Source organism: Paenibacillus sp. S02 (assembly GCF_019454065.1).
Lineage (GTDB): Bacteria > Bacillota > Bacilli > Paenibacillales > Paenibacillaceae > Paenibacillus > Paenibacillus polymyxa_B.
This window is the reverse complement of sequence record NZ_CP073682.1, coordinates 2,254,574-2,275,525: the sequence shown is the minus strand read 5'-3', so window position 1 is coordinate 2,275,525 and position 20,952 is coordinate 2,254,574. Positions and strand designations below refer to the sequence as shown.

Below are 20,952 nucleotides of genomic sequence, written 5' to 3'. Positions count from 1 at the left end.
CCTCCTCCATGAGTTACACTCCGATTATTTCACAACTTGTACAAGCTTGGGGGCGATCTCCTGCATTGGCAGAAGGTGACGCACACATTTTAACTCTACTGCAGAGCGGGGCATTCCGTACACTACACAAGTTTCCTCATTTTCAGCAAATGTGGATTTTACCCCAGCATCATAAAGCTTTTTCATCATTTTGGCCCCGTCGCTCCCCATTCCAGTGAGCAATACTAGATGCCGCTCCAACGAGGTTAACGAGAGCAACGATTCAAACATCGTATCTACGGAAGGACGGTGACCATTGCGAGCTTCCTCCATCTTCAGTGACACAGTGTATTTACCACCGGCTCCTGGCACAATTCTTAGTTGATATCCCCCTGGGGCAATGTAGGCCGTTCCAGTCTCCAGTGTCATTCCCTGCTCAGCCTCCACAACTCGGAGTGGACTTAACGTGTTTAAGCGTTGTGCCAGCGAACGAGTGAAGTTTGGCGGCATATGCTGAACGATAACGATTGGAGCAGGAAAATCACCAGGAATGCGTTCCAACAGCGTCTTAAGCGCCCGCGGGCCGCCCGTAGAACATCCCACCGCCACCAGTTTGCGAAAGCTGGACGTGTGCACACCTTTTTTAAGAGAAAATCCCTTAGATGTGGCAGGAACTGTAGGTGCCGTTACTGGAGGCGTAGCAGCCGCAGGAGTAGGCGTAGCTGATGAAATCACCGTCTTACGGGGCTCCGGCTTAACCAGCCCTGCTTTATCCTTACCATGCAGCGATTTGCCAGCGGCCGTATTAGAACTGTTTAGTTGCCCTGGTGTTCGTCCCATCCCCTTGGACAAGTCTTCCTTCTTCTGAACAGTAGGTGCTTGGACTGACTTGCTTGGCTGAGCAGCTGGCTGTTCTATGCGCTCCGCTGTAACGGATGTTCCAGACTGTTGTCGCTTAGTTTCCTGCTTGGCTGTTGCCGGGACGGACTTGCCAGCATCACGCTTCGGCTGAGCTGATGCAGCAGGTGAAGGAGCAAGCGGAACAACAGGAGGCTTGTCTGTCGAAGCTTGACTGCCTGTTCGTTTCTCAGTCACAGCCTGTCCTGGAGGCTTTTCCTGCGGCGTTTTTTTCGCTTGTTCCAATGCAGCTTTGCGCTCATTAGCTTCCTTGCGTTCCAGGCGGCTCCGCACTGCTTGCATAGCAGTGTGCATCTGTTCCAGCAGCGCCTTGCTCACTTGCTCAATATCTTGCGCATGAGCAATGGAAGGCTTTCTTATAAAATCGAAAGCTCCTGCCTCCAGAGCCATGATGGTCTCCTTCATACCTTGTTCATTAATGCCTGACAGCATAATAACAGGTAGCGGATGGGCTGCCATAATCAATGGCAATGCTTCAAGACCATTCATTTCAGGCATCTCGACATCCATGGTGACCAAATCGGGCTGCAATTCCTTCACTTTCTCTACAGCCTCTTTGCCATTGGCGGCTGTACCTACGATGTTGAACGACTCATCCCTTACAATTAAATCTGTAATAATTTTGCGCATAAAGGCCGAATCATCTACAACCAGCACCTGGTAAGCACACATGTTAAACACCTCTGTTTCCTCTCATCAAAATCAATGTACAGAACGCCGCAACCATTTTTGCATAAACCCTTTAATTCCACTTAATGCATCTGATTGCGGAATCTGTGGCATTGCTGCAAAACGGTGTGCCAGATTCAATACATCTCTTGAAGCCGCACATCCCGGAAAAGCAACCATAAAAGGTACTTGTCTTTTGACTGCTTGCATGACATGAGTATCATCACTGATATGTCCAAGCAACGGGATTTCGATCTCCAAAAAGCGTTTCGCAACCAGTGCGATCTTATCGGCAACTTGACGGGCCTCATTATCGTTATCGGCACGATTGACTATAATTTTGAATACCGTATCCTTTTGTAACCCGCTGACGACTTTAATTAGCGCATACGCATCTGTTAAGGACGTCGGTTCCGGTGTGGTTACGACCAGGCATTCGTCAGCTGAAGTGATGAATTTAAGGTTTTCTTTGGATAAACCTGCACCTGTATCAAATAGAATGTAATCCATATCTGCCGCCATTTTCTCTACTTCTTCGGCAAAATAATTCAGATCGTTATCCGATAACGTAAACAATTCGCTCAAGCCCGATCCTCCAGCAATATAAGGCAAACCACCTACACCCGTTTGAATAATTTCATCAATTGATTTCTCACGTTTTAGCAGGTGAAGAAGATTGTATTGTGAATTGGCTCCCATTAATACATCAATATTGGCCATACCTATATCTGCATCAAACACAAGTACCTTTCGACCAAGGGATTGCAAAGCCAGAGCAAAGTTCAGCGTGAAATTGGATTTGCCCACCCCGCCTTTACCACTGGTGATCGTTATAATTTTTGCTTGACGATTACGTGGGGGCAATCGATATTTATCCAATGAAGAAGCCATTTGTCTAAGTGATTGGGCTTGGTCACTCATATGGAATCTCCGTTAACTCCTGTTGATGCTTTGGGTCCAAGCAGCATGCTTGTCACCATTTCTGTATCAGGATGAAGCAGGTCGTCAGGAACATTTTGTCCATTGGTAATATAGGCCAGCTGCATCGGAAAATGATGCAAAAGGTTAAACATCCCACCACAGCTACCTGTCTCGTCCATCTTAGTAAATACAACCTTACCAAGACCAAACTTACTGAAATGTCCAGTTATATTGAGCATATCTTTACTTTTGGATGTCAGACTGAGTACCAGATACGTTTCACTTTCATTAATAGGCGAAAGCAGACTTTGCAGTTCCGAAACAAGTAATTCATTACGATAATTTCGTCCTGCGGTATCCATGAGGATCAGGTCACAATGTTCCAGACGTTGAATGGCTCTGTGGACGTCACCAGGAGATTGCACAACTTCAAGCGGTACATTCAAAATCGTAGCATATGTACGCAGTTGCTCGACGGCTGAAATCCGGTACGTGTCAGAAGTAATAAATCCAACTTTGCGATGATGCTTAAACAACTGCTCTGCTGCTAACTTGGCAATGGTCGTCGTTTTCCCTACTCCGGTAGGACCTGCCACATACACAATTTTGGTATCTTTGGAGATCCCTTTGTCCAGTCTTGTCTGAATAAAACTGGCCACTTCATCACGAAAGGCTTGTTCCCAATCAAAAGTTTCAGGCGCAAAAGGGTGCTCACTCCGACGCACATATACCTGTTCGAGCCAATACTCCAGCAAATCTCGTTCCACTTCCTGCTCCAGCACACGCTCACAAATCTCTTGCAGCGGCTCCGGCCAAGTACTTTCCAATGAAGAATTTCGGGAAAACCGAGTCATCATGGCTTTCATTTCCCGCAATTCATTAAGCAGAGCCTGATTTTCCTCTACTCCGCTCTTATCTGGAGCACTTACTTCAATGGGCTGTTTAAACAGTTCACTGGATGATTTCATGTTCGAAAGCAATGCTTCATGATCAAGTGCTTGAGATATAGTCTCCAGATTATTAGCAGACCTAGATGACAAATGCTCAGTTGTTGAAGCAGCTTGTTCTTCATTAATCGTTAATTCAGCTTGTTCTTCTTTGGAACTACCCGTCATCTGCGTTACCCGTCGATAAGCTTCTGGAGCAGCTTGTCTGGGAACCACAGGCATAAATGGTTTTTCTGGCTGTTCAGGAGCGTTCATTAGAGGTGAAGCCGCCTGGGCAAGCTCTTGTGAAGAGGGTCCAAACCGTCGTGGCTTTTGAGGTTGCTTCTCCTCTACCGCAGCAACCACTTCGATTTTCTTTTTACTGAACATTCCCATGAAACCGCCGACCTTCATTTCCTTTGTACTTAAAATGACGGCGTCTGTTCCTAAGTCACCCCTGATTTGCAGCATAGCTTCTGGCATGGTATCCACTACATATCGTTTCACTCTCATAAGTTCACCACCCCGACACTTTGAATTTCAACGTTCGGCTCCAGCTCACTGTACGACAGCACCGGGACATCCTGCATCGTCCGCTCCATCACTTGCCGCAAATACATACGAATTGTCGGTGACGTTAACACAATAGGCTGCTGTCCAGATTGAATAAGGCGGTTGATTTGCTCCATCATTCTTTGATACACCGTTTGCGTAGACACCGGATCAAGAGCCAAATAGCTACCTTGCTCTGACTGTTGCACGCTTTCAGCAATTTTCTTCTCCAATCCTGGTCCCACTGTAATAACGCGTAACGTCTCCCCTTGTTGGGCAAATTGCTGCGTAATCTGGCGGGACAACGCCTGACGGACATATTCAGTCAGCACGTCGGGATCCTTTGTATAAGTACCGTAGTCAGCTAGCGTTTCGAAAATAGTCACCATATCGCGAATGGAGATTTTTTCTTTCAACAGCTTGGCCAGCACTTTTTGTACATCCCCAATCGCAAGCACAGAAGGAATAAGGTCGTCCACCAGCACTGGATAATTCTCTTTGAGATTGTCGACCAGCGACCGTGTTTCCTGTCTGCCAAGCAACTCATGAGCATGTTTCTTGATCGTCTCCGTAAGATGAGTAGCTACAACTGAAGGTGGATCAACTACGGTATAACCCGATAGTTCCGCAACATCCTTGGTGTTCTCATCAATCCAGAGCGCAGGCAATCCGAAGGCTGGTTCCGTCGTTTCGATTCCTGTAATAGAATCATCGTCGTATCCTGGACTCATAGCCAGGTAATGATTCAACAGAAGCTCTCCGCCGCCCACGGTATTACCTTTAATTTTAATTACATACTCGTTAGGCTTGAGCTGAATGTTGTCCCGAATACGAATGACCGGCACAACCAAACCCAGCTCCAAAGCACATTGACGACGGATCATAATAATCCGATCCAATAAATCCCCGCCCTGCTGTGTATCCGCCAGCGGAATTAACCCGTATCCAAATTCAAATTCAATTGGATCTACCTGAAGCAGATTAATGACACTTTCCGGACTACGGACTTCTTCAATTTGTTGCTCCTCTTCCAGCTGTTCATCAGCTATCTGCTTGCGCTCCATATTGCCCTGCATTCTTCGAGCCGCGAAAAACAGCAGAATCGCCAGTGGGAGAGTTGTAATGATATGAATAGGTGTGAAAAGCCCCAATAATGCAATTGTGGCAGCCACAATGTAGATCAGTTTTGGATAAGAAAAGAGCTGTCCAGTTAAATCCTCTGCCAAGTTGCCATCTGACGTAGCCCGCGTAACAATCAAGCCTGACGCCGTGGATATGAGCAGTGCGGGAATCTGGCTGACCAGTCCGTCACCGATGGTGAGGACAGAATAAGTCGACAGCGCCTCTTGAAATCCTTTTCCCTGAACGGCCATACCGATAATAAAGCCGCCAACCAAGTTAATGATCAAAATGATAATACTAGCAATGGCATCACCTTTAACGAATTTACTCGCACCATCCATCGCTCCGTAAAAATCTGCTTCCCGTTCGATTTTACTGCGTCGTTCACGGGCTTGCTGCTCATTGATCAAACCTGCATTCAGATCAGCATCAATACTCATTTGTTTACCCGGCATCGCATCCAATGTAAACCGTGCGCCTACCTCAGCAACCCGCTCAGATCCCTTGGTGATAACAATGAACTGTACAACCACGAGAATGAGAAAGACAACAAAACCGACGGCAATTTGCCCTCCTGCAATCCAACTACCAAACGTTGCAACTACTTCCCCTGCATGGCCCTCACCTAAAATAAGTTTGGTTGTAGAAATATTAAGTGCCAAACGAAACAACGTTGTAATGAGCAGCAATGAAGGGAAAATAGAGAACTGTAATGCTTCCTTCGTGTTCATAGAAACGAGTAGAATCATCAAAGCAATAGAAATATTAATGACGAGTAGGATATCCAGCAGCCATGATGGGATCGGGAGAATCATCATAAGAACGATACCGATGACGCCTGCAAGGACAGTTATTTCTTTTATTTTCACGGGTCTCTAGCCCTCCGATCCCTTTATTTCACTTTACCTTTTAATTTATATACATACGCCAGCACTTCGGCAACGGCCTGGAATAGATCAGCTGGTATCGCATCCCCGATTTCAGCTCGTTGAAACAGCGCCCGCGCTAGCGGCTTGTTTTCCATCGTTATTACGCCGTTTTGCTTGGCAATTTCTTTAATTCGGAGTGCAACGTAATCTTGCCCTTTCGCAATAATCTGCGGCGCTTCCATCTCCGAACCGTCATATTTCAATGCCACAGCAAAGTGCGTAGGGTTGGTGATGATGACATCTGCATTAGGAACCTCCTGCATCATACGCTGCATAGCCATACGGCGCTGACGCTCGCGAATTTTCCCCTTGATCAGCGGGTCACCCTCCATTTTCTTGTATTCATCCTTAATGTCCTGCTTGGACATTTTCAGGTTTTTCTCATGCTCGTAACGTTGATACATATAATCCAATACCGCTAAAACGAACAGCACTACACCAATTTTGAGCCCCAGTTCCATTGTTAATGAAGCTGTAAAGCTCAACATCTGATCGCCGGACATTTCAGCTAGTTTGGGTAAGTCAGCCTTTGTTTTCCAGAGTACGCTGTACACCAGATAACCAATTACGGTCATCTTTAAAACAGATTTCAGGAATTCAACCAATGACCTCATGGAAAAAATATTTTTGAATCCTTTAATCGGATCAATCTTGCTAAACTTGGGCGTAATACCCTCTCCGGTTAATAAAAAACCGATCTGCATGTAATTCGCTACTATCCCGATGACAATAGCCCCAATAAAAATAGGTGCCAGCATAATCAAGATTTGCACGCCGTACTCGCCCATCATCAGTAGCGTTGTGTTCGGCGTTACCTCCATAGAGAGCCGATTCACAAAAATATCTCGAAATAGTCGAACTGCATGATCCTTAAAATACCCGCCGAAAATCATGAGGCAAAAAAACGTAACCAGCAGGACACCAGCGGCGGGCAACTCCATGCTTTTGGCAACCTGCCCTTTTTGTCTTGCATCCTGTTTCTTTTTGGGTGTAGCTTTTTCCGTTTTTTCCCCTGAGAACAACTGCAGGTTCATAGCATATTTAAATGACAAACTACGTTCCTCCAGACCAGACATTAAGGACGATTACCCATAATATCCAACAAGTTGCGCATGGATTCGAACATCACAGAAAACAATCTTTCGAATATAAAAGCAAAACTTGGCATGAGAAGCAGTAACATGAACAGTCCCACAATAATTTTAAGAGGTACACCAATAACAAAAATGTTGAATTGTGGCGCTGTTTTAGCTAAAAAACCGAGTCCCACATCTGTTAAAAAGGTAGCCACTACAATGGGAGCAGCAATTTGAAAAGCAAGCATAAATGATTCCGCAAAAGAACGTACCAGGAATTCAGTTACACTGCCACCATACAGCTTTACAAAAAAATCATTTGTCAACGGCACCCAATCATAGCTGTATAAGATAGCATTTAGCAGATGATGGTGCCCATTTATACTTAAAAAGAACAATACAGCTATGGCAAACTTGAAATTCCCCGTTAAAGGCGTTGAAGCCCCTGTCATGGGATCAAACACACTCGCCATTCCGAAACCTACCTGTAGGTCTATAAATGAACCTGCGGTTTGGATCGCTGTCATGAACAGATATGCAGTAAACCCCAATAACAACCCAATCAGCACTTCACGGCCCACTAACAGCACATACGCTACATCGGTCGGTACCTGTTGATGAGTACCATATGTAAGATACACGACCAAAGCTAGAAATCCTGAAATTCCGACCTTAAAGATATTAGGTACCCCTCGGGTTGAAAAAATAGGCGCTACTACAAAAAATGAGGTAATCCGACAAAAAATCAGCAAAAAAACAGGAAAACTCTGTAACAATATGTTCATAACATTCAGCCTAACCTATATATTTGTACAAATTGTCCAGAATGTTATACGTAAAGTCCACTAATGTGGTCAATATCCAGGGCCCGAACAAAAGCAATGCCAGCAATACGGCGACAATCTTCGGAACAAAGGCCAGTGTTTGCTCCTGAATTTGGGTTGTCGCCTGAAAAATGCTGATAATCAAACCCACGACTAGCCCCAAAATCAGCATCGGAGCGCTCACCTTGAGTACAATGTACACCGCTTGCCCAGCCAGGGAAATAATAAACTCCGAAGTCATTGCCGTCCTCCTTGATTGCTGTCCTTGCATGAAGTATTCATGTGTTAAAACTCAGAAGCAATGATTTGACAACCAAATACCAACCATCTACAAGTACGAAAAGCAGTATTTTAAAAGGAAGTGAAATCATTACCGGTGGTAGCATCATCATCCCCATAGCCATGAGTGTACTCGACACCACAATGTCTATAACTAAAAATGGTATGAAAATCATAAAGCCCATCTGAAATGCCGTTTTCAACTCACTGATTGCATAAGCCGGAACCATCACCGTTAGTGGAATATCCTGATAATTCTTTGGTTTTTCCATCTTGGTGTATTTCATAAAGAGCAGTAGATCCTTCTCACGTGTATGAGAGAACATAAAGGTCTTGATCGGTACCGATGCCTTATCCAGCGCCTGAGACTGTGTTATATCCCCCTTGAGATACGGCTGAAGGGCAGTTTCATTCATAGCTGAGAACGTCGGTGCCATAATGAATAAAGTGAGAAACAAAGCCAGTCCGACAAGCACCTGATTAGGCGGCATCTGCTGGGTTCCCAGCGAAGTTCGCACAAAGCCAAGCACAATCACAATTCGCGTAAAACTTGTCATAAGTACAAGCAACGCGGGCGCTACACTAATGACAGTAATAAGTAAAATAATAGACAGCGAGGTGGCACCGGGCTGTCCTTTGTCCGAATTGCCGACTTGAATATCAATGTTCGGAATCGGTTCCGCAGAGGCCGCCGTCACCGAAATGAAGCTGAACAAGACAAGCAGCAAACATGCAAGTATAATCTTTTTTCTCATGAATCTCCCGACCGATCTGTAGTATTCTCCTCATTGCGCAGCTTTTCAAGTTTATCCTTGCGATTCGGCATTTGCCGAAGCTTGGATTCAAACATCTCGTGAAAAGATGTTTCCTCTTCAGGCTGCTGCTGTGCCGCGTTGTTCCGGCGAAGCTTATCCGCAATTTTAGCGAACAGCGGGGCAATCGGGCCGCGCTGCAGAGAAGCTTCTTGCTCCAGTGCGGCCAAAATTTGCTCCACTTCTTCAGGATCGGATACTTTGTCAACAAGCCGGATATCTTCTCCCACACCAATGAGGTACACACTGCTACCAACTTCAACAAGCTGAAGGGATTTATTGGGACCAAGTCCCACGCCTCCCAGTATGCGAACGGAGCGGTTGCTGAACCAGCTCTGATTTCTTTTACTCAAAAACCGTATCAAGTACACGATCAGTACGATGATAAAGATTAGCACGAAAAGGACCCAGGCAATGTTGCCTATATTGCTGGATGTACTCAATGCGTCAGAAGCACCCTGTTGTGTATCCATACTGGGTGCGCCTTACACACCCAGTGTTTTGTTGATGGCTTCGATAACCCGATCCGATTGGAAAGGCTTAACGATAAAATCTTTTGCGCCAGCTTGAATGGCATCAATAACCATTGCTTGCTGACCCATCGCGGAACACATGATAACCTTTGCGTTCGCGTCAATTTGTTTGATTTCCTTCAGAGCGGCAATGCCGTCCATTTCAGGCATCGTGATATCCATCGTAATCAGGTCCGGACGAAGCTCTTTGAATTTTTCAATGGCCTGTGATCCGTCCTGGGCCTCTCCTACTACTTCAAATCCATTTTTGGACAGGATGTCCCGAATCATCATTCTCATAAATGCAGCATCGTCCACGATCAAAATACGGTTTGCCATCTGAAATAAATCCTCCCTAAATTATGCTTTTATTGTAATTTTTGAATACGGTCCCATTGGCTTACAATATCTGTTACACGCACGCCAAAGTTCTCGTCGATTACGACAACCTCGCCCTTGGCAATCAGTTTGTTGTTAACCAAAATGTCCACCGGCTCACCAGCAAGCTTGTCCAGTTCAATAATTGAACCTTGTGAGAGCTCCAGAATATCTTTAATTTGCTTTTGGGTCCTTCCTAATTCTACGGTGACTCTAAGGGGAATGTCCATCAATAAATTTAAATTGTTTTCATCCACTTGCGCAAATGCACCGGACTGCAAGTTAGAAAATTGTACAGGTTGTACATTTACATTACGTCCCGGTACTGCGCCGTAGTGATGAGGCGTTCCGTAAGGAGCTTGCGGTGGTACACCAGCTGACATTCCATAACCCGGTGTTCCATAGCCTGGAGCGCCCTGCTGCCCGTATCCCGGGTCTTGAGGATACATTGGCGGTTGTTGCCCATAGCTTGGGTCTTGCGGCGCCTGCGCGGCTGCAGGCGGCTGCTGATAGGCTGGTGCAGGCGGTTGCTGCGGAACGCTAGCTTGTTGCGGCGCTTCAGGAGCTGCTGTTGCAGCTACCTGCTGTGCGGACGCTTGCGGTTGTTCCTCATCCTCTCCGCCATTCATTAGGATGCTCACCATTTTTTTGGCGAAATTAACAGGTAACAGTTGCATCAGCGTAGAGTCAATAAGATCCCCGATCAATAACCGGAAGGATACTGTAATAAGCGTCTCTTCATCCGGCAGACTGGATACTCCATCACCGTGCATAGGATCCAAAATATCAATCCCCGGTGGAGAGATATTAACAAAACGATTAAACATGGTAGACATAGAGGTCGCCGAAGATCCCATCATCTGGTTCATCGCTTCCTGCACGGCACTGATGTGGATTTCATTCAATTCTTCATCTACTGGGTTTCCTTCACCACCAAGCATTAAGTCCGCTATCACTTGTGCATCACGCTTTTTGATTACGAGTGAGTTAATACCCTCGAATCCATCGACATAATTTACATGTACAGCTACGTGTGGCTTTGGAAATGCAGTTTCAAATTCAGAACGGGTAATAATTGAAACTTTAGGTGTCGTAATATCCACCTTTTGACCGAGCAGTGTGGAAAGAGCCGTAGCTGCGCTGCCGAACGTTATATTACCGATTTCCCCGAGAGCATCCTGCTCCAGAGGAGTCAGAAAATCGTCAACGGTCTTGCCTGCGGGAGTAGAATCCGTCCCCGCTTCAGACTGTTTCAGCAAGGCATCGATTTCCTCCTGGGACAAATAGTCTTTACTCGTCAATTTCTTCAACTCCTTCGTTGACAATTTCATCAATTTGTACGGCAACACGATCTCTTACCATGCCGGGACTTCCCATAAACTTCAATTTCTCGCCTACCCGGATGGATAGTCCTTCTTTGACAGGCTTGTTCAATGAAATGACATCCCCTACCGAAAGACCCAGAAACTCGGCTACATTTATCCGGGATTCACCCAACTCCGCAATAATAGGGAGCTCTGCTTTGGTGACCCGTAATCTCAAGGCGTCGATCTCTTCGGGCGCCCTTGATTTCTTTTCGGATGTAAACCACTGGTGCGTGGACAGTCTGGCCATAATGGGTTCCAATACCACGTGCGGGATACAGAGGTTAATCATCCCTGTGGTATCACCAATTTTGGTGCTAAGCGAAATCAGAGCAATCGTTTCATTCGGCGAAACAATCTGCATGAACTGCGGATTTGTTTCCATCGCCTCTAGGCGCGGTTCAATGTCCAGTACCGTTTTCCAAGCCTCTTGCAGGCTATCAAAGGTACGACTGAAAATTCGCTCCATGATCGTCGTCTCGATTTCGGTCAACGCAGCAACCTTTGACGGTGCCGAACCTGTTCCTCCGAGAAGCCTGTCCAACATGGCATAAGCTACGTTCGGGTGAACCTCAAGCACCATACGGCCTTCCAGCGGTTCAGCTTCAAAAATGTTTAGAATGGTCATTTTCGGAATGGAGCGAATGAATTCATCATAAGGAAGCTGCTCCACCTGAACGACATTAATTTGGACAAAAGTACGAAGCTGCGCTGAAAAATATGTGGTCAGATACCGTGCAAAGTTCTCGTGTATCCGCGTCAGACTCCGTATATGATCCTTGGAAAACCTAAGCGCTCTTTTAAAATCATAAGCGCGAACTTTCTTTTGGGTATCTTCCTTTTTAAGTTCTTCCGCATCCATTTCACCGGACGAAAGAGCTGCTAAAAGGGCATCAATTTCCCCTTGTGACAGTACATCCACCAATGTTATTCACCCCCTTACGTGTTCCTGACAAGTTCACCTGGAATCAAATGGCTGCCAGCAAAAAGTCTGTAATTTTGGCGTTCCCCAGGTGACCTTCAGGGAGCGACTTGTTGATGAGATCCGTCAGCTTGTCACTGAACTGGTCCCGGCCTTTAGCCGTTCTGAGCTCATCAGGTTTGGTGTCTGCAAGTAATTGAATAACGATGGGCTTAATACTGATGTCTTTGATTTTTTCAAAAGATTCTTTTGCTTTGGCATCGTTCAATTGAAAAGATAGGTTCATCTGAACAATGTAATCTGCATCTGCCAGATTTGTTTTGATACCAGTAATTTCAGAACTCACTTCCACCAATTCATCTGCTGACAATCTTGGAAGTTGTTCTGCCTGAGCAGCTTGCGCATTCGGTATGACTTCCGACTTCTTCCCGCTAAGCGCTGGTATAAGTACAAAGGCCGCGCCTGCAATCAAAGTAATCGCGAGTAAAATTGTAATGAGCCATGGCAGCATCTTCTTCATTCGTCTTCCTCCATTTGTTGCACTTTTATCGTGGCGGCATGCATGCCGATTTCACGGCTGTAACCCTTGATCAAGGAGACGACATCTGCCGCTTTTTCCAATACAATCAACCGTTTCCCCGTCACCAAAGTGACGTATGTATCCGGTGTTTCCTCCACAGTCTCAATGAGCAGCGCATTAAGCCACATAGGCGAGCCGTTCAGCCGCGTTAACGGGATCATCGTAACACCAACCTCCTGATAGGTGCGGAGGAGCTACTACTCCTCCGCGTTTAAATGAGATTATCGTTTCAAGTTTACAACTTCCTGAAGCACTTCATCCGAGGTCGTAATGATACGCGAGTTCGCCTGGAATCCGCGCTGAGCTACGATCATTTCGGTAAATTCACCTGTCAGATCAACGTTGGACATTTCCAGCTGACCCGCGATGATAGCTCCACGCCCCTCTGAGTTGGCTGCTCCAGGCTCAAGTGCATCAATGTTGGAGTTGACCGTTGTACGATACAGGCTGCCTCCAATTTTCTCCAAACCTTCCGGGTTAGTAACTCTAGCTATACCAATTTGCGTGCCATTATCCACTGTACCATCATCTAATTGCTGTACAATCGTGCCATCCTGTGAGATAGAGACTGCCGTAACATTGTCAGCAAGTGTGATGGGATCTCCACCCAAATCTCCCACAAAAAATCCATCGGAAGTAACCAGATTCCGGTTTGCATCTATGTGGAAATCACCCGCACGAGTCAGATAAGGGACTTCCTGTGCATCATTCATTTTGACCAGGAAAAATCCGTCACCGTTAATACGTAAATCCGTTGGGTTGTTCGTAGTCATTGCACTACCTGGAAGATGCAGTGTATCAATTGAGCTGACCGATACCCCCAAACCTACCTGCTTGGCATTCTGCCCGGCGGTTGTTGTTCCGTCTGGTGCACTTGCGCCTGAACTCGTTTGGCTCAAGATATCCTTGAACATTACTCGGCTGGACTTGAAGCCTGTAGTATTTACGTTTGCAATGTTGTTACCGATAACGTCCAGCTTCGTTTGAAAGCCCTTCATGCCCGATACACCTGAATACATTGATCTCAACATTGAGTATAAATCCTCCTCTGATTGGTTGCTTAGTTGACCGCATCAGTCGATCCGCGGCTTTTTCATGGCTTTCCTATTCGGGCCAGCCACTTCGTATACATTTTTCATGAAATAATTACAGCACTATCTATCTGCGTAAATACGTTATCCTCCATGGATTTCTTATCCATCGCGGTAACAACGGTTCGATTAGGAACACTTACAATCAAAGCCATATCCTGCATTAAAATCAATGATTCTTTGGCGCCTTTGGCAGCTGCTTTATCCACAGCAGAGTTAATTTTCGCCATTTGGTCACTTCTCAACTCTATTCCCCGCTGCTCCAGACGCTTGGCCGCATGATTGCTCAGCTTGAGCACCTGATCCTGCAACACCTGACCGAACGGTCTGGCATCCTTGGATACCGAATTTACTCGGTTTTGTGTGATTGCTGCCGGGGGCACATTGGCGGGAAAAAGGCGTCCGACCGTTATCCTGTCATTCATGAGTTCTCACCGCTTCCAGTAGAGGAAGAAGATGAAGTATCCGATGTATCCGTAGCGGGAGTCGTTGTGTTAGCCTGGCTCACTGATGTTACATCTTTTAATGCCACCTCAGCTGCTCCCATTTTGGCATACTGCACACCGTCGCGAATAACGATGGAATCCACGATTCCACTTTTTACTGTACCCGCACCTGTTTCACCTGTAATGGAGTCTTTTTTACCTGCCTCAATCCAGCTGACTTCTTTTCCTATCAAACCGGAAGCCGTACCTAAAGACTGTCCCAATGCATTCAACTGCGTAGAAATGTTCATCAGTTGTTCCACCGAGGAAAACTGGGCCATTTGAGCGATAAATTCTTTATCCTCCAAAGGCTGCATCGGATCCTGATTTTGTAGCTGGGTGATCAAAATTTTCAAAAATTGATCTTTACCCATCGTTTTAGTATCCTTGGCACTTGCTGTTTTGACATTGTTCACATTGTAATTCGGCCAGACGTTACTGGTGGATACATTGTTGTCTGTAGTCGTCATTGTGTTCTCACCTCCATCATTACGCTTGTGCTGTAAAGGAGCCTGTCCGATTCATATCATCTGCGCGTTGTTCTGCTGTCCAGTTACGAAGCTCTTCTGCCATTTCAGCTACCTTCAAAGCATCCTCGCTCTCTTCTCTACCTCGAGCTTTGGAACGTTGATTGGATTGCTGCTGCTGCTGATTAGCTCCAGATCCGCGTCCATCCTGATACATATGGGAGGAAAGCGACTCATTGTGCGTTACTTCTACCTTATCCACCTGGATACCTTGGCTCTGGAGACTCGAACGCAACTGCGACATTTGCTGTTCCAGCAAATCCTTCGCTCCGCTATGCTCAGTCATGAACTGGGCAACCAGATGACCATTTTGCATTGTCAGCTTAACCTCCAGCTGGCCCAGATGATCTGGACGAAGCATGATAGTCGCTTCCGTCAAACCAGTGTGTTTTACAATGTCAAGTTTCTGCACTACAAATTCGGTCATCTCCTTGGCAAATTGCCGTACATGTACGACTGGTTGAGCCGGAGCCGAAGGTGTTGTTCCTTGCGTTTGTACCGAAAGCTGTCCCGCAGTCGTGATCACTGGAGTCTGATTGTCAGTTGCTGTCGGATCCGCTTGCTCAGTTGCATCTACGAATGCACTCGCTTCATCCGCTCCAGTCGTTTTAACTGTAGACTGAACGAGAACATTAGTTGATGAACGTTGCCCTTCTGAACCTTGCTGATTAGTTTCGCCCTGACTTGCTTGCTGCTGAGAAACAACAACCTGTTTGTCTGTAGTAGCTGTAGCTACGGTCTGAGTACCATTTGCTCGATTTGCAGAAGGCTGAACCGCTTGTGAATCCCCACCATCAGCAAGTTCCACAGCTTTCATTACACCATTCCACTGCTCATCGGAAATAGCTCCCGTCCCTGCCGTTGCGCTTTGGAGCGATTGTAGCAACTGTGCCACCTGGGACTTTTGGTCTCCAGAAGCCTGCTCTGCTACATTGGCTAGTTGTGACAAAGCGTCCTGCAATGCAAATCGAAGAGTAGCCGGGTTGGCTGCCAAGGCTGTTAAGCCTGTCGCCTCTGTCGTTTCTCCACCGTTTAACTGTTGATTTGTTCCGTCGCCTTGCAAAAACTGTTGTACTTGCTGAATCCACGCTTGCAGAGTTGCAAGCAGTGCAGGATCGGCAGCTACCTGATCATCCAGCTTTTCGAGATTTTGCAGCAAAGGAGCCAGTGTTTCGACCAGCGGCTCGGTTGGAGCTTCTGCGGATTCTCCGGTTGCAATCAACGGAAGTACCATAACTAATGGAGAACCGTTCGCATCTGTGCCTGCTGAGCCCGTTTGCCCGCCTGTCATCATTTGCGTAAGTGTTTGATTAAAAGCACCCGTGGTTGCTCCGGCAGCCGTGGCTGTACTCGTTGTTGAGGCTGTCGTACTGCTAGCTGTCTGACTGGAGCTGAGCGATACACTTTGAGAAATAAGGGTCATTTATTTTTCACCTCCCTTCATTTAAATTACTTACTGCCCATCAGTTTGTTCAAAATTTTTGCGGTCTGAGCCGCATCCTTGGCAGACATATTTTGTAGTAAAGAACCACGTGTCGAATCATCTACTGTATTTAATATGTTTAATGCCTTGTCTGGACTGATTTTGTAAGTTTGTAAAATAAGTTCGGCACCGCTCTTCTTGTCCATGGAAGCAAATGTGCTACTGATTTGAGTGCTTTGCAAACTCTTACTCGTCGTGCCAGCTGTGGTACCTTGATCCTTTTTCAGACGAGACTGCAACGCAGCAACTGACAAATCCGTAGATGGCGTTACGTTTTTCAGAGCCATAGTAATATCGGCTGCTTTTTTAGCGTCCATCTTTTGCAAAATCTTTGCACTGTTGGCAGGGTCCATGTAGCTTAGCAGCTGCACAGTCTCTTCCGTAGTCAGATTCTCCATAATCGGTGCCGCTTTACTAGCTGTCATTCCTTCATACATGCTAGCAAGATCTCTGGCCTGTTTTACATAAGGATCTTCATTTGTTGTTCCACCTGTAGTTTGCGTACCAGCCTGTCCCTGCTGACTGGCCTGTGGCTGCTGTTCCTGTTGCGTTTGGAGCGTATTGATCTGATTCTGCAGTTCAGTAACCTTTTTATCTTGTGTCGTCTTAGCAGCGGTAGCCTTTTTAAGCTCCTCCGTCTGCTTGGCTAAATCTGCCTTTAACTGCTGAATGGTTGCTTCAGAACTTTCAGACTGTGCCTTCTGATCTGCCTCTTTCGTCTGGGTAGCCTTATCTTTCGGTTCAGGCACCCAATTTTTAACAACTGGTATTTTGTTTCCTAATGAAATCATTTCGCTTCTGAAGTCCATATTGAACAATGTAAGCAGGACCCCGACCAGAACGATTGTGAACACAATCGGAATCAGGAAAAACATAAACCGTTCAAATCCCCCGCCTGATTCTTTACCTAAATCCATATCCAGTTCATTTTCTGCTAACTTCTGTGCCATCGTCTTCCTCCTCAGGCAGCTGATATGCGTATCCTATGACTTTCCGCTTACCGGGCTTTCATGGCAAATCGCACGGAAGCCATTTCATCCAGCTCGTTCTGCTCGCGCAGGAGCATTTCCTGTTGGAATTTCACGTTGGCCTTCTCTCTCGCTTTCAGCCAAACCTGTTCATCCAGCATTTTATCGGTCAAAACGGTTTGTTTGCTTTGCACATTTTGCTGCGCATATTGAACATCCCTATGCTTGCGTGTAATACATTGGTCCAGATGATTAACATAAGCCTGTAATTCCTGAATGGTAGAGAGTGGCGCGCAATCCTCGGCAGCCTTTTGAATGGCTGATATGACCCGATTCCTTTCGCCTACAAGCTGTGTTAATGTCTGCTCCTCAGCCTGCAATTGTCCGACAGCACTGGAAAGCAACCATTCGGCCTGTGACTTTTCGTTGGTTTTCAAGTCTACAACTTTCTGAAAGGAATACTGAAATCTCATCGTTCAACCTTCATCTCCTCGTAAATTCAGAAATCAAACGCTCCCTTACCTCGTCCAGCTCAGCCTTTTCATCTGTTCTTTGTCTTGTAAAATCCCATATATCCCGTATACGCTCCATGGATTCGTCAATTTCTGCATTTGAACCCTGCTGATAGGCCCCGATATTAATCAGGTCCTCCGAATCTTTGTAAACGGCCATCAAGCGCTTAATGTTCTCGGCAGCGTCTATCTGATCTCGTGGTGCGATATCCTTCATAACCCGGCTAATACTAGCTAACACATCAATTGCGGGAAAATGTCCCTTGTTCGCAATCCCACGATTCAAGACAATGTGTCCATCCAAAATCCCGCGCACTGCATCCGCGATGGGCTCGTTCATATCATCACCATCGACCAGTACCGTATAAAAAGCGGTTATGGAGCCAGTAGGACCAGTCCCTGCACGTTCTAGAAGCTTAGGTAGACTAGCAAACACGGAAGGTGTGTACCCTCTCATTGCTGGTGGCTCCCCTACGGCTAGTCCCACTTCACGTTGGGCCATCGCATACCGGGTAACTGAATCCATCATCAGCATGACATTTAACCCGCGATCCCGAAAATATTCCGCGATCGTCGTTGCAATAAGTGCACCCTTAATACGGATTAACGCAGGCTGGTCGGAAGTTGCCACAATGACCACGGAACGTTCTAGTCCCTCCGGACCTAAATCCCGTTCAATAAAGTCCAGCACCTCGCGTCCACGTTCCCCGATCAAGGCAATTACATTCACATCGGCTTCCGTATTACGAGCAATCATTCCCATCAAGGTACTTTTACCTACACCCGAACCTGCAAAAATACCAACCCGTTGTCCTTTACCGATAGTAAGCAACCCGTCGATAGCGCGCACCCCGATACTGATTGGTTCCTGCACACGCGGACGATTCAACGGATTGGACGGAATATTGAAGGTTGAATATCTCGCCATTCGCGAGGGAATCAATGAACCATCCAGAGGCTGACCCAAGCCGTCCAGCACTTTGCCTAACAGCTCAGACCCGACCTGCACATTCAACGGCTTCCCTGTTCCTACTACATCACAACCGGGACCAATGGATTGCAGTTCTCCAAGTGGCATCAGAAGCACTTTATTGTCCCTGAAGCCTACAACCTCCGCTTGCAACGGCTTTGCCGTTTTACCCGGATAAATGTAACAAACATCCCCGATACTGGCGTCTGGACCTTCCGATTCAACCATCAGGCCGATAACCTGCGTAACCTTGCCATTTACCCGAACCGGGTCCAGCTGGCGCAAATGATCCATGTAGCGCTGCGCATTAAGCCCCTTCATGTCTTCGCTCCTCATTCTCATGTGCCAGACGCAGTAATTCCTTTTTGATCTCAGCTAATTGCGTATCAATCCGCGCATCCACACTTCCAAAGGAAGAACGGATAACACAACCGCGATCTTTCACGGTACCATCAGGAATAATTTGCAGTTCTGCCTGCGAATCGACAGTTAATGACAATTCTTCTCGCGCACCTTGCACAAATGCGAAATGCTGAGGCGACACACACAATGTAATGGTTCCTTTTTCCCGCTTACGAGCCAAATTTTTACGAATTAATTCAATCGTGTATTCAGGCTCAAGGCTAAGCTGTTTCTCAATGACCTTTTCAGCAATAGCACTACTCAGTTCAACCAGGAAAGGCTCAGCTTCCTGAATCAGTTGTTCCTTGATCTCATAGGCCTGACGCAGAATATCCTGTGCTTCTTCCATCATCTGCTCTGATTTCGTCTGGAGCTCGGCCTCAGCCAGCTTCTGACCTTCTTCATATCCTTGCTGAAACCCATCAGCTTTTAACGACTGAGTTAACTGCTCGTCATGCTCGCGTCGTTCCTGCCACCAAGCTTCAATCTGCTGCTGTGCCTCCTGAAGCATCCGTTCCGCTTCTTCAGCTGCCTCGCGAACCTGACGTTCGGCAAAATCCTTAGCATCATTCAGCATTTCATCCCGCAGCCGTTCAGCCTCGTGATCTCGCTGAGGCTCCGGTTCCGTATATTCAGTTGTGATTTCTTCATCCGTCGTTTCTGGCGCATACGTATGTGCCACATCAATTGTTTTCAAAGCCTCTACAGGAACATATTGGAAAGATTTGATCAAGTTAGACAATGATGTCATCTCCTCCGCCGCGTGCGATTATAATCTCACCGGCCTCTTCCAATCTGCGGATTGTCGATACGATACGTGTCTGTGCTTCTTCCACATCACGCAACCGCACCGGTCCCATGTACTCCATTTCCTCTTTGAAGGTTTCTGCCATACGTTTCGACATATTTCGGAAAATCACATCGCGTACTTCTTCACTGGACACTTTAAGCGCCAATTGCAAATCTGCATTGTCGATATCGCGGATAATGCGCTGAATGGAACGGTTGTCCACATTGACGATATCCTCGAACACGAACATTCTTTTCTTGATTTCCTCAGCCAGTTCTGGATCTTGAATTTCAAGCGAGTCGAGAATCGTACGTTCGGTTCCGCGGTCTACGCCATTCAAAATCTGAACAATAGACTCGATACCGCCCGCATTCGTGTAATCCTGCGTCGCGGTTGCCGACAGCTTTTGCTCCAATACTCGTTCCACCTGGGAAATAACTTCCGGAGATGTACTGTCCATGACAGCGACACGCCGGGCCACATCTGCCTGTTTTTCTTGTGGCAGAGACGACAGAATTGCAGCCGCTTGCTCGAATTGCAAGTACGAAAGCACGAGAGCAATCGTTTGCGGATTCTCATTCTGTATAAAATTCAATATCTGGTTTGGATCAGCCTTGCGAGCAAAATCGAACGGTCTTACCTGTAACGTCGCTGTTAGACGGTTAATGACCTCAACTGCTTTTTGCGATCCGAGTGCTTTTTCCAATATTTCTTTAGCGTAATTAATACCGCCTTGGGAAATGTACTCCTGAGCCAAACAAATTTGATGAAACTCGGCCATGATGGAGTCCTTCTCAATGGCATCGACCTTCCGCACATTGGCAATTTCCAATGTAAGTTGCTCGATCTCCTCATCACGCAAATGCTTGAATATTTGAGCAGATACCTCTGGTCCCATTGTGATCAGAAGTATAGCCGCTTTCTGTCTTCCCGTTAAACCTTGACTGCTTGCCTTTGCCAA

The 20,952-nt window shown here is 46.5% G+C and carries 23 protein-coding genes; all 23 read right to left on the bottom strand.

All coding sequences use genetic code 11. The annotated features are described in order from the left end of the window. Positions 1 to 24: 24 nt before the first annotated feature. Entirely contained in the window at positions 25 to 1,569 is a 1,545-nt protein-coding gene (locus tag KAI36_RS10160) for a chemotaxis protein CheB (protein WP_220028090.1), read from the bottom strand. 30 nt (positions 1,570 to 1,599) lie between these two features. Continuing rightward, positions 1,600 to 2,487: a MinD/ParA family protein gene (locus tag KAI36_RS10155; protein WP_220027649.1), complete on the bottom strand. Its 888-nt coding sequence runs from the start codon at positions 2,485 to 2,487 to the stop codon at positions 1,600 to 1,602. Next, complete coding sequence (flhF, locus tag KAI36_RS10150; RefSeq protein WP_220027648.1) at positions 2,484 to 3,926, bottom strand: flagellar biosynthesis GTPase FlhF; 1,443 nt, start codon at positions 3,924 to 3,926, stop codon at positions 2,484 to 2,486. Before flhF ends, KAI36_RS10155 begins: the two co-directional genes overlap by 4 nt. After that, positions 3,923 to 5,956, bottom strand: a complete 2,034-nt coding sequence (gene flhA, locus KAI36_RS10145) for a flagellar biosynthesis protein FlhA (RefSeq protein ID WP_016820963.1) — start codon at positions 5,954 to 5,956, stop codon at positions 3,923 to 3,925. The genes flhF and flhA overlap by 4 nt, the downstream gene beginning before the upstream one ends. A gap of 23 nt (positions 5,957 to 5,979) precedes the next feature. Next, the gene (flhB, locus tag KAI36_RS10140; protein ID WP_023988199.1) at positions 5,980 to 7,092 is read right to left on the bottom strand and encodes a flagellar biosynthesis protein FlhB; all 1,113 of its coding nucleotides are present in this window, start codon (positions 7,090 to 7,092) and stop codon (positions 5,980 to 5,982) included. Beyond that, on the bottom strand, positions 7,092 to 7,877 hold the full coding sequence (fliR, locus tag KAI36_RS10135; RefSeq protein WP_023988198.1) for a flagellar biosynthetic protein FliR: 786 nt from the start codon (positions 7,875 to 7,877) through the stop codon (positions 7,092 to 7,094). Before fliR ends, flhB begins: the two co-directional genes overlap by 1 nt. 10 nt (positions 7,878 to 7,887) lie before the next feature. Then, the gene (gene fliQ / locus KAI36_RS10130; RefSeq protein ID WP_007430038.1) at positions 7,888 to 8,157 is read right to left on the bottom strand and encodes a flagellar biosynthesis protein FliQ; all 270 of its coding nucleotides are present in this window, start codon (positions 8,155 to 8,157) and stop codon (positions 7,888 to 7,890) included. 37 nt (positions 8,158 to 8,194) lie between these two features. Next, positions 8,195 to 8,950: a flagellar type III secretion system pore protein FliP gene (fliP, locus tag KAI36_RS10125; protein WP_013309901.1), complete on the bottom strand. Its 756-nt coding sequence runs from the start codon at positions 8,948 to 8,950 to the stop codon at positions 8,195 to 8,197. Beyond that, positions 8,947 to 9,480, bottom strand: coding sequence for a flagellar biosynthetic protein FliO (locus KAI36_RS10120; protein ID WP_023988197.1), 534 nt, complete (start codon positions 9,478 to 9,480; stop codon positions 8,947 to 8,949). Before KAI36_RS10120 ends, fliP begins: the two co-directional genes overlap by 4 nt. Positions 9,481 to 9,492: 12 nt before the next feature. Continuing rightward, positions 9,493 to 9,858, bottom strand: a complete 366-nt coding sequence (locus KAI36_RS10115; RefSeq protein ID WP_010346372.1) for a response regulator — start codon at positions 9,856 to 9,858, stop codon at positions 9,493 to 9,495. Between the two features lie 29 nt (positions 9,859 to 9,887). Further along, positions 9,888 to 11,198: a flagellar motor switch phosphatase FliY gene (fliY, locus tag KAI36_RS10110; protein ID WP_220027647.1), complete on the bottom strand. Its 1,311-nt coding sequence runs from the start codon at positions 11,196 to 11,198 to the stop codon at positions 9,888 to 9,890. Next, entirely contained in the window at positions 11,188 to 12,186 is a 999-nt protein-coding gene (gene fliM / locus KAI36_RS10105; RefSeq protein WP_023988195.1) for a flagellar motor switch protein FliM, read from the bottom strand. The genes fliY and fliM overlap by 11 nt, the downstream gene beginning before the upstream one ends. Positions 12,187 to 12,229: 43 nt before the next feature. Next, positions 12,230 to 12,703 (bottom strand): flagellar basal body-associated FliL family protein, encoded by a 474-nt coding sequence (locus KAI36_RS10100; protein WP_023988194.1) that lies wholly within the window; start codon positions 12,701 to 12,703, stop codon positions 12,230 to 12,232. Next, on the bottom strand, positions 12,700 to 12,924 hold the full coding sequence (locus tag KAI36_RS10095; RefSeq protein ID WP_013309896.1) for a flagellar FlbD family protein: 225 nt from the start codon (positions 12,922 to 12,924) through the stop codon (positions 12,700 to 12,702). The genes KAI36_RS10100 and KAI36_RS10095 overlap by 4 nt, the downstream gene beginning before the upstream one ends. A 60-nt stretch (positions 12,925 to 12,984) precedes the next feature. Then, positions 12,985 to 13,794, bottom strand: a complete 810-nt coding sequence (gene flgF, locus KAI36_RS10090; protein ID WP_220027646.1) for a flagellar basal-body rod protein FlgF — start codon at positions 13,792 to 13,794, stop codon at positions 12,985 to 12,987. Between the two features lie 104 nt (positions 13,795 to 13,898). After that, on the bottom strand, positions 13,899 to 14,279 hold the full coding sequence (locus KAI36_RS10085) for a TIGR02530 family flagellar biosynthesis protein (RefSeq protein WP_023988192.1): 381 nt from the start codon (positions 14,277 to 14,279) through the stop codon (positions 13,899 to 13,901). Further along, the gene (locus KAI36_RS10080; protein ID WP_025723729.1) at positions 14,276 to 14,809 is read right to left on the bottom strand and encodes a flagellar hook capping FlgD N-terminal domain-containing protein; all 534 of its coding nucleotides are present in this window, start codon (positions 14,807 to 14,809) and stop codon (positions 14,276 to 14,278) included. Before KAI36_RS10080 ends, KAI36_RS10085 begins: the two co-directional genes overlap by 4 nt. A 19-nt stretch (positions 14,810 to 14,828) precedes the next feature. Next, entirely contained in the window at positions 14,829 to 16,289 is a 1,461-nt protein-coding gene (locus KAI36_RS10075; protein WP_220027645.1) for a flagellar hook-length control protein FliK, read from the bottom strand. A 26-nt stretch (positions 16,290 to 16,315) separates the two neighbouring features. Continuing rightward, positions 16,316 to 17,299: a magnesium transporter MgtE N-terminal domain-containing protein gene (locus tag KAI36_RS10070; RefSeq protein ID WP_220027644.1), complete on the bottom strand. Its 984-nt coding sequence runs from the start codon at positions 17,297 to 17,299 to the stop codon at positions 16,316 to 16,318. 47 nt (positions 17,300 to 17,346) lie between these two features. Continuing rightward, a complete protein-coding gene (gene fliJ / locus KAI36_RS10065) occupies positions 17,347 to 17,790 on the bottom strand; it encodes a flagellar export protein FliJ (protein ID WP_013309890.1) in 444 nt (147 codons plus the stop codon). 10 nt (positions 17,791 to 17,800) lie between these two features. Further along, complete coding sequence (gene fliI / locus KAI36_RS10060) at positions 17,801 to 19,120, bottom strand: flagellar protein export ATPase FliI (protein ID WP_013309889.1); 1,320 nt, start codon at positions 19,118 to 19,120, stop codon at positions 17,801 to 17,803. Next, complete coding sequence (locus KAI36_RS10055; RefSeq protein ID WP_025723732.1) at positions 19,107 to 19,943, bottom strand: FliH/SctL family protein; 837 nt, start codon at positions 19,941 to 19,943, stop codon at positions 19,107 to 19,109. Before KAI36_RS10055 ends, fliI begins: the two co-directional genes overlap by 14 nt. Next, a complete protein-coding gene (fliG, locus tag KAI36_RS10050) occupies positions 19,936 to 20,952 on the bottom strand; it encodes a flagellar motor switch protein FliG (protein ID WP_013370674.1) in 1,017 nt (338 codons plus the stop codon). The genes KAI36_RS10055 and fliG overlap by 8 nt, the downstream gene beginning before the upstream one ends.

Excerpts from the sequence above, each read along its gene's own strand:
- KAI36_RS10160 (WP_220028090.1), bottom strand. The coding sequence starts at position 1,569 with ATGTGTGCTTACCAGGTGCTGGTTGTAGATGATTCGGCCTTTATGCGC.
- KAI36_RS10155 (WP_220027649.1), bottom strand. The coding sequence starts at position 2,487 with ATGAGTGACCAAGCCCAATCACTTAGACAAATGGCTTCTTCATTGGAT.
- flhF (WP_220027648.1), bottom strand. The coding sequence starts at position 3,926 with ATGAGAGTGAAACGATATGTAGTGGATACCATGCCAGAAGCTATGCTG.
- flhB (WP_023988199.1), bottom strand. The coding sequence starts at position 7,092 with ATGTCTGGTCTGGAGGAACGTAGTTTGTCATTTAAATATGCTATGAAC.
- fliR (WP_023988198.1), bottom strand. The coding sequence starts at position 7,877 with ATGAACATATTGTTACAGAGTTTTCCTGTTTTTTTGCTGATTTTTTGT.
- fliQ (WP_007430038.1), bottom strand. The coding sequence starts at position 8,157 with ATGACTTCGGAGTTTATTATTTCCCTGGCTGGGCAAGCGGTGTACATT.
- fliP (WP_013309901.1), bottom strand. The coding sequence starts at position 8,950 with ATGAGAAAAAAGATTATACTTGCATGTTTGCTGCTTGTCTTGTTCAGC.
- KAI36_RS10120 (WP_023988197.1), bottom strand. The coding sequence starts at position 9,480 with ATGGATACACAACAGGGTGCTTCTGACGCATTGAGTACATCCAGCAAT.
- KAI36_RS10115 (WP_010346372.1), bottom strand. The coding sequence starts at position 9,858 with ATGGCAAACCGTATTTTGATCGTGGACGATGCTGCATTTATGAGAATG.
- KAI36_RS10100 (WP_023988194.1), bottom strand. The coding sequence starts at position 12,703 with ATGAAGAAGATGCTGCCATGGCTCATTACAATTTTACTCGCGATTACT.
- KAI36_RS10095 (WP_013309896.1), bottom strand. The coding sequence starts at position 12,924 with ATGATCCCGTTAACGCGGCTGAACGGCTCGCCTATGTGGCTTAATGCG.
- flgF (WP_220027646.1), bottom strand. The coding sequence starts at position 13,794 with ATGTTGAGATCAATGTATTCAGGTGTATCGGGCATGAAGGGCTTTCAA.
- KAI36_RS10085 (WP_023988192.1), bottom strand. The coding sequence starts at position 14,279 with ATGAATGACAGGATAACGGTCGGACGCCTTTTTCCCGCCAATGTGCCC.
- KAI36_RS10080 (WP_025723729.1), bottom strand. The coding sequence starts at position 14,809 with ATGACGACTACAGACAACAATGTATCCACCAGTAACGTCTGGCCGAAT.
- KAI36_RS10075 (WP_220027645.1), bottom strand. The coding sequence starts at position 16,289 with ATGACCCTTATTTCTCAAAGTGTATCGCTCAGCTCCAGTCAGACAGCT.
- KAI36_RS10070 (WP_220027644.1), bottom strand. The coding sequence starts at position 17,299 with ATGGCACAGAAGTTAGCAGAAAATGAACTGGATATGGATTTAGGTAAA.
- fliJ (WP_013309890.1), bottom strand. The coding sequence starts at position 17,790 with ATGAGATTTCAGTATTCCTTTCAGAAAGTTGTAGACTTGAAAACCAAC.
- fliI (WP_013309889.1), bottom strand. The coding sequence starts at position 19,120 with ATGAAGGGGCTTAATGCGCAGCGCTACATGGATCATTTGCGCCAGCTG.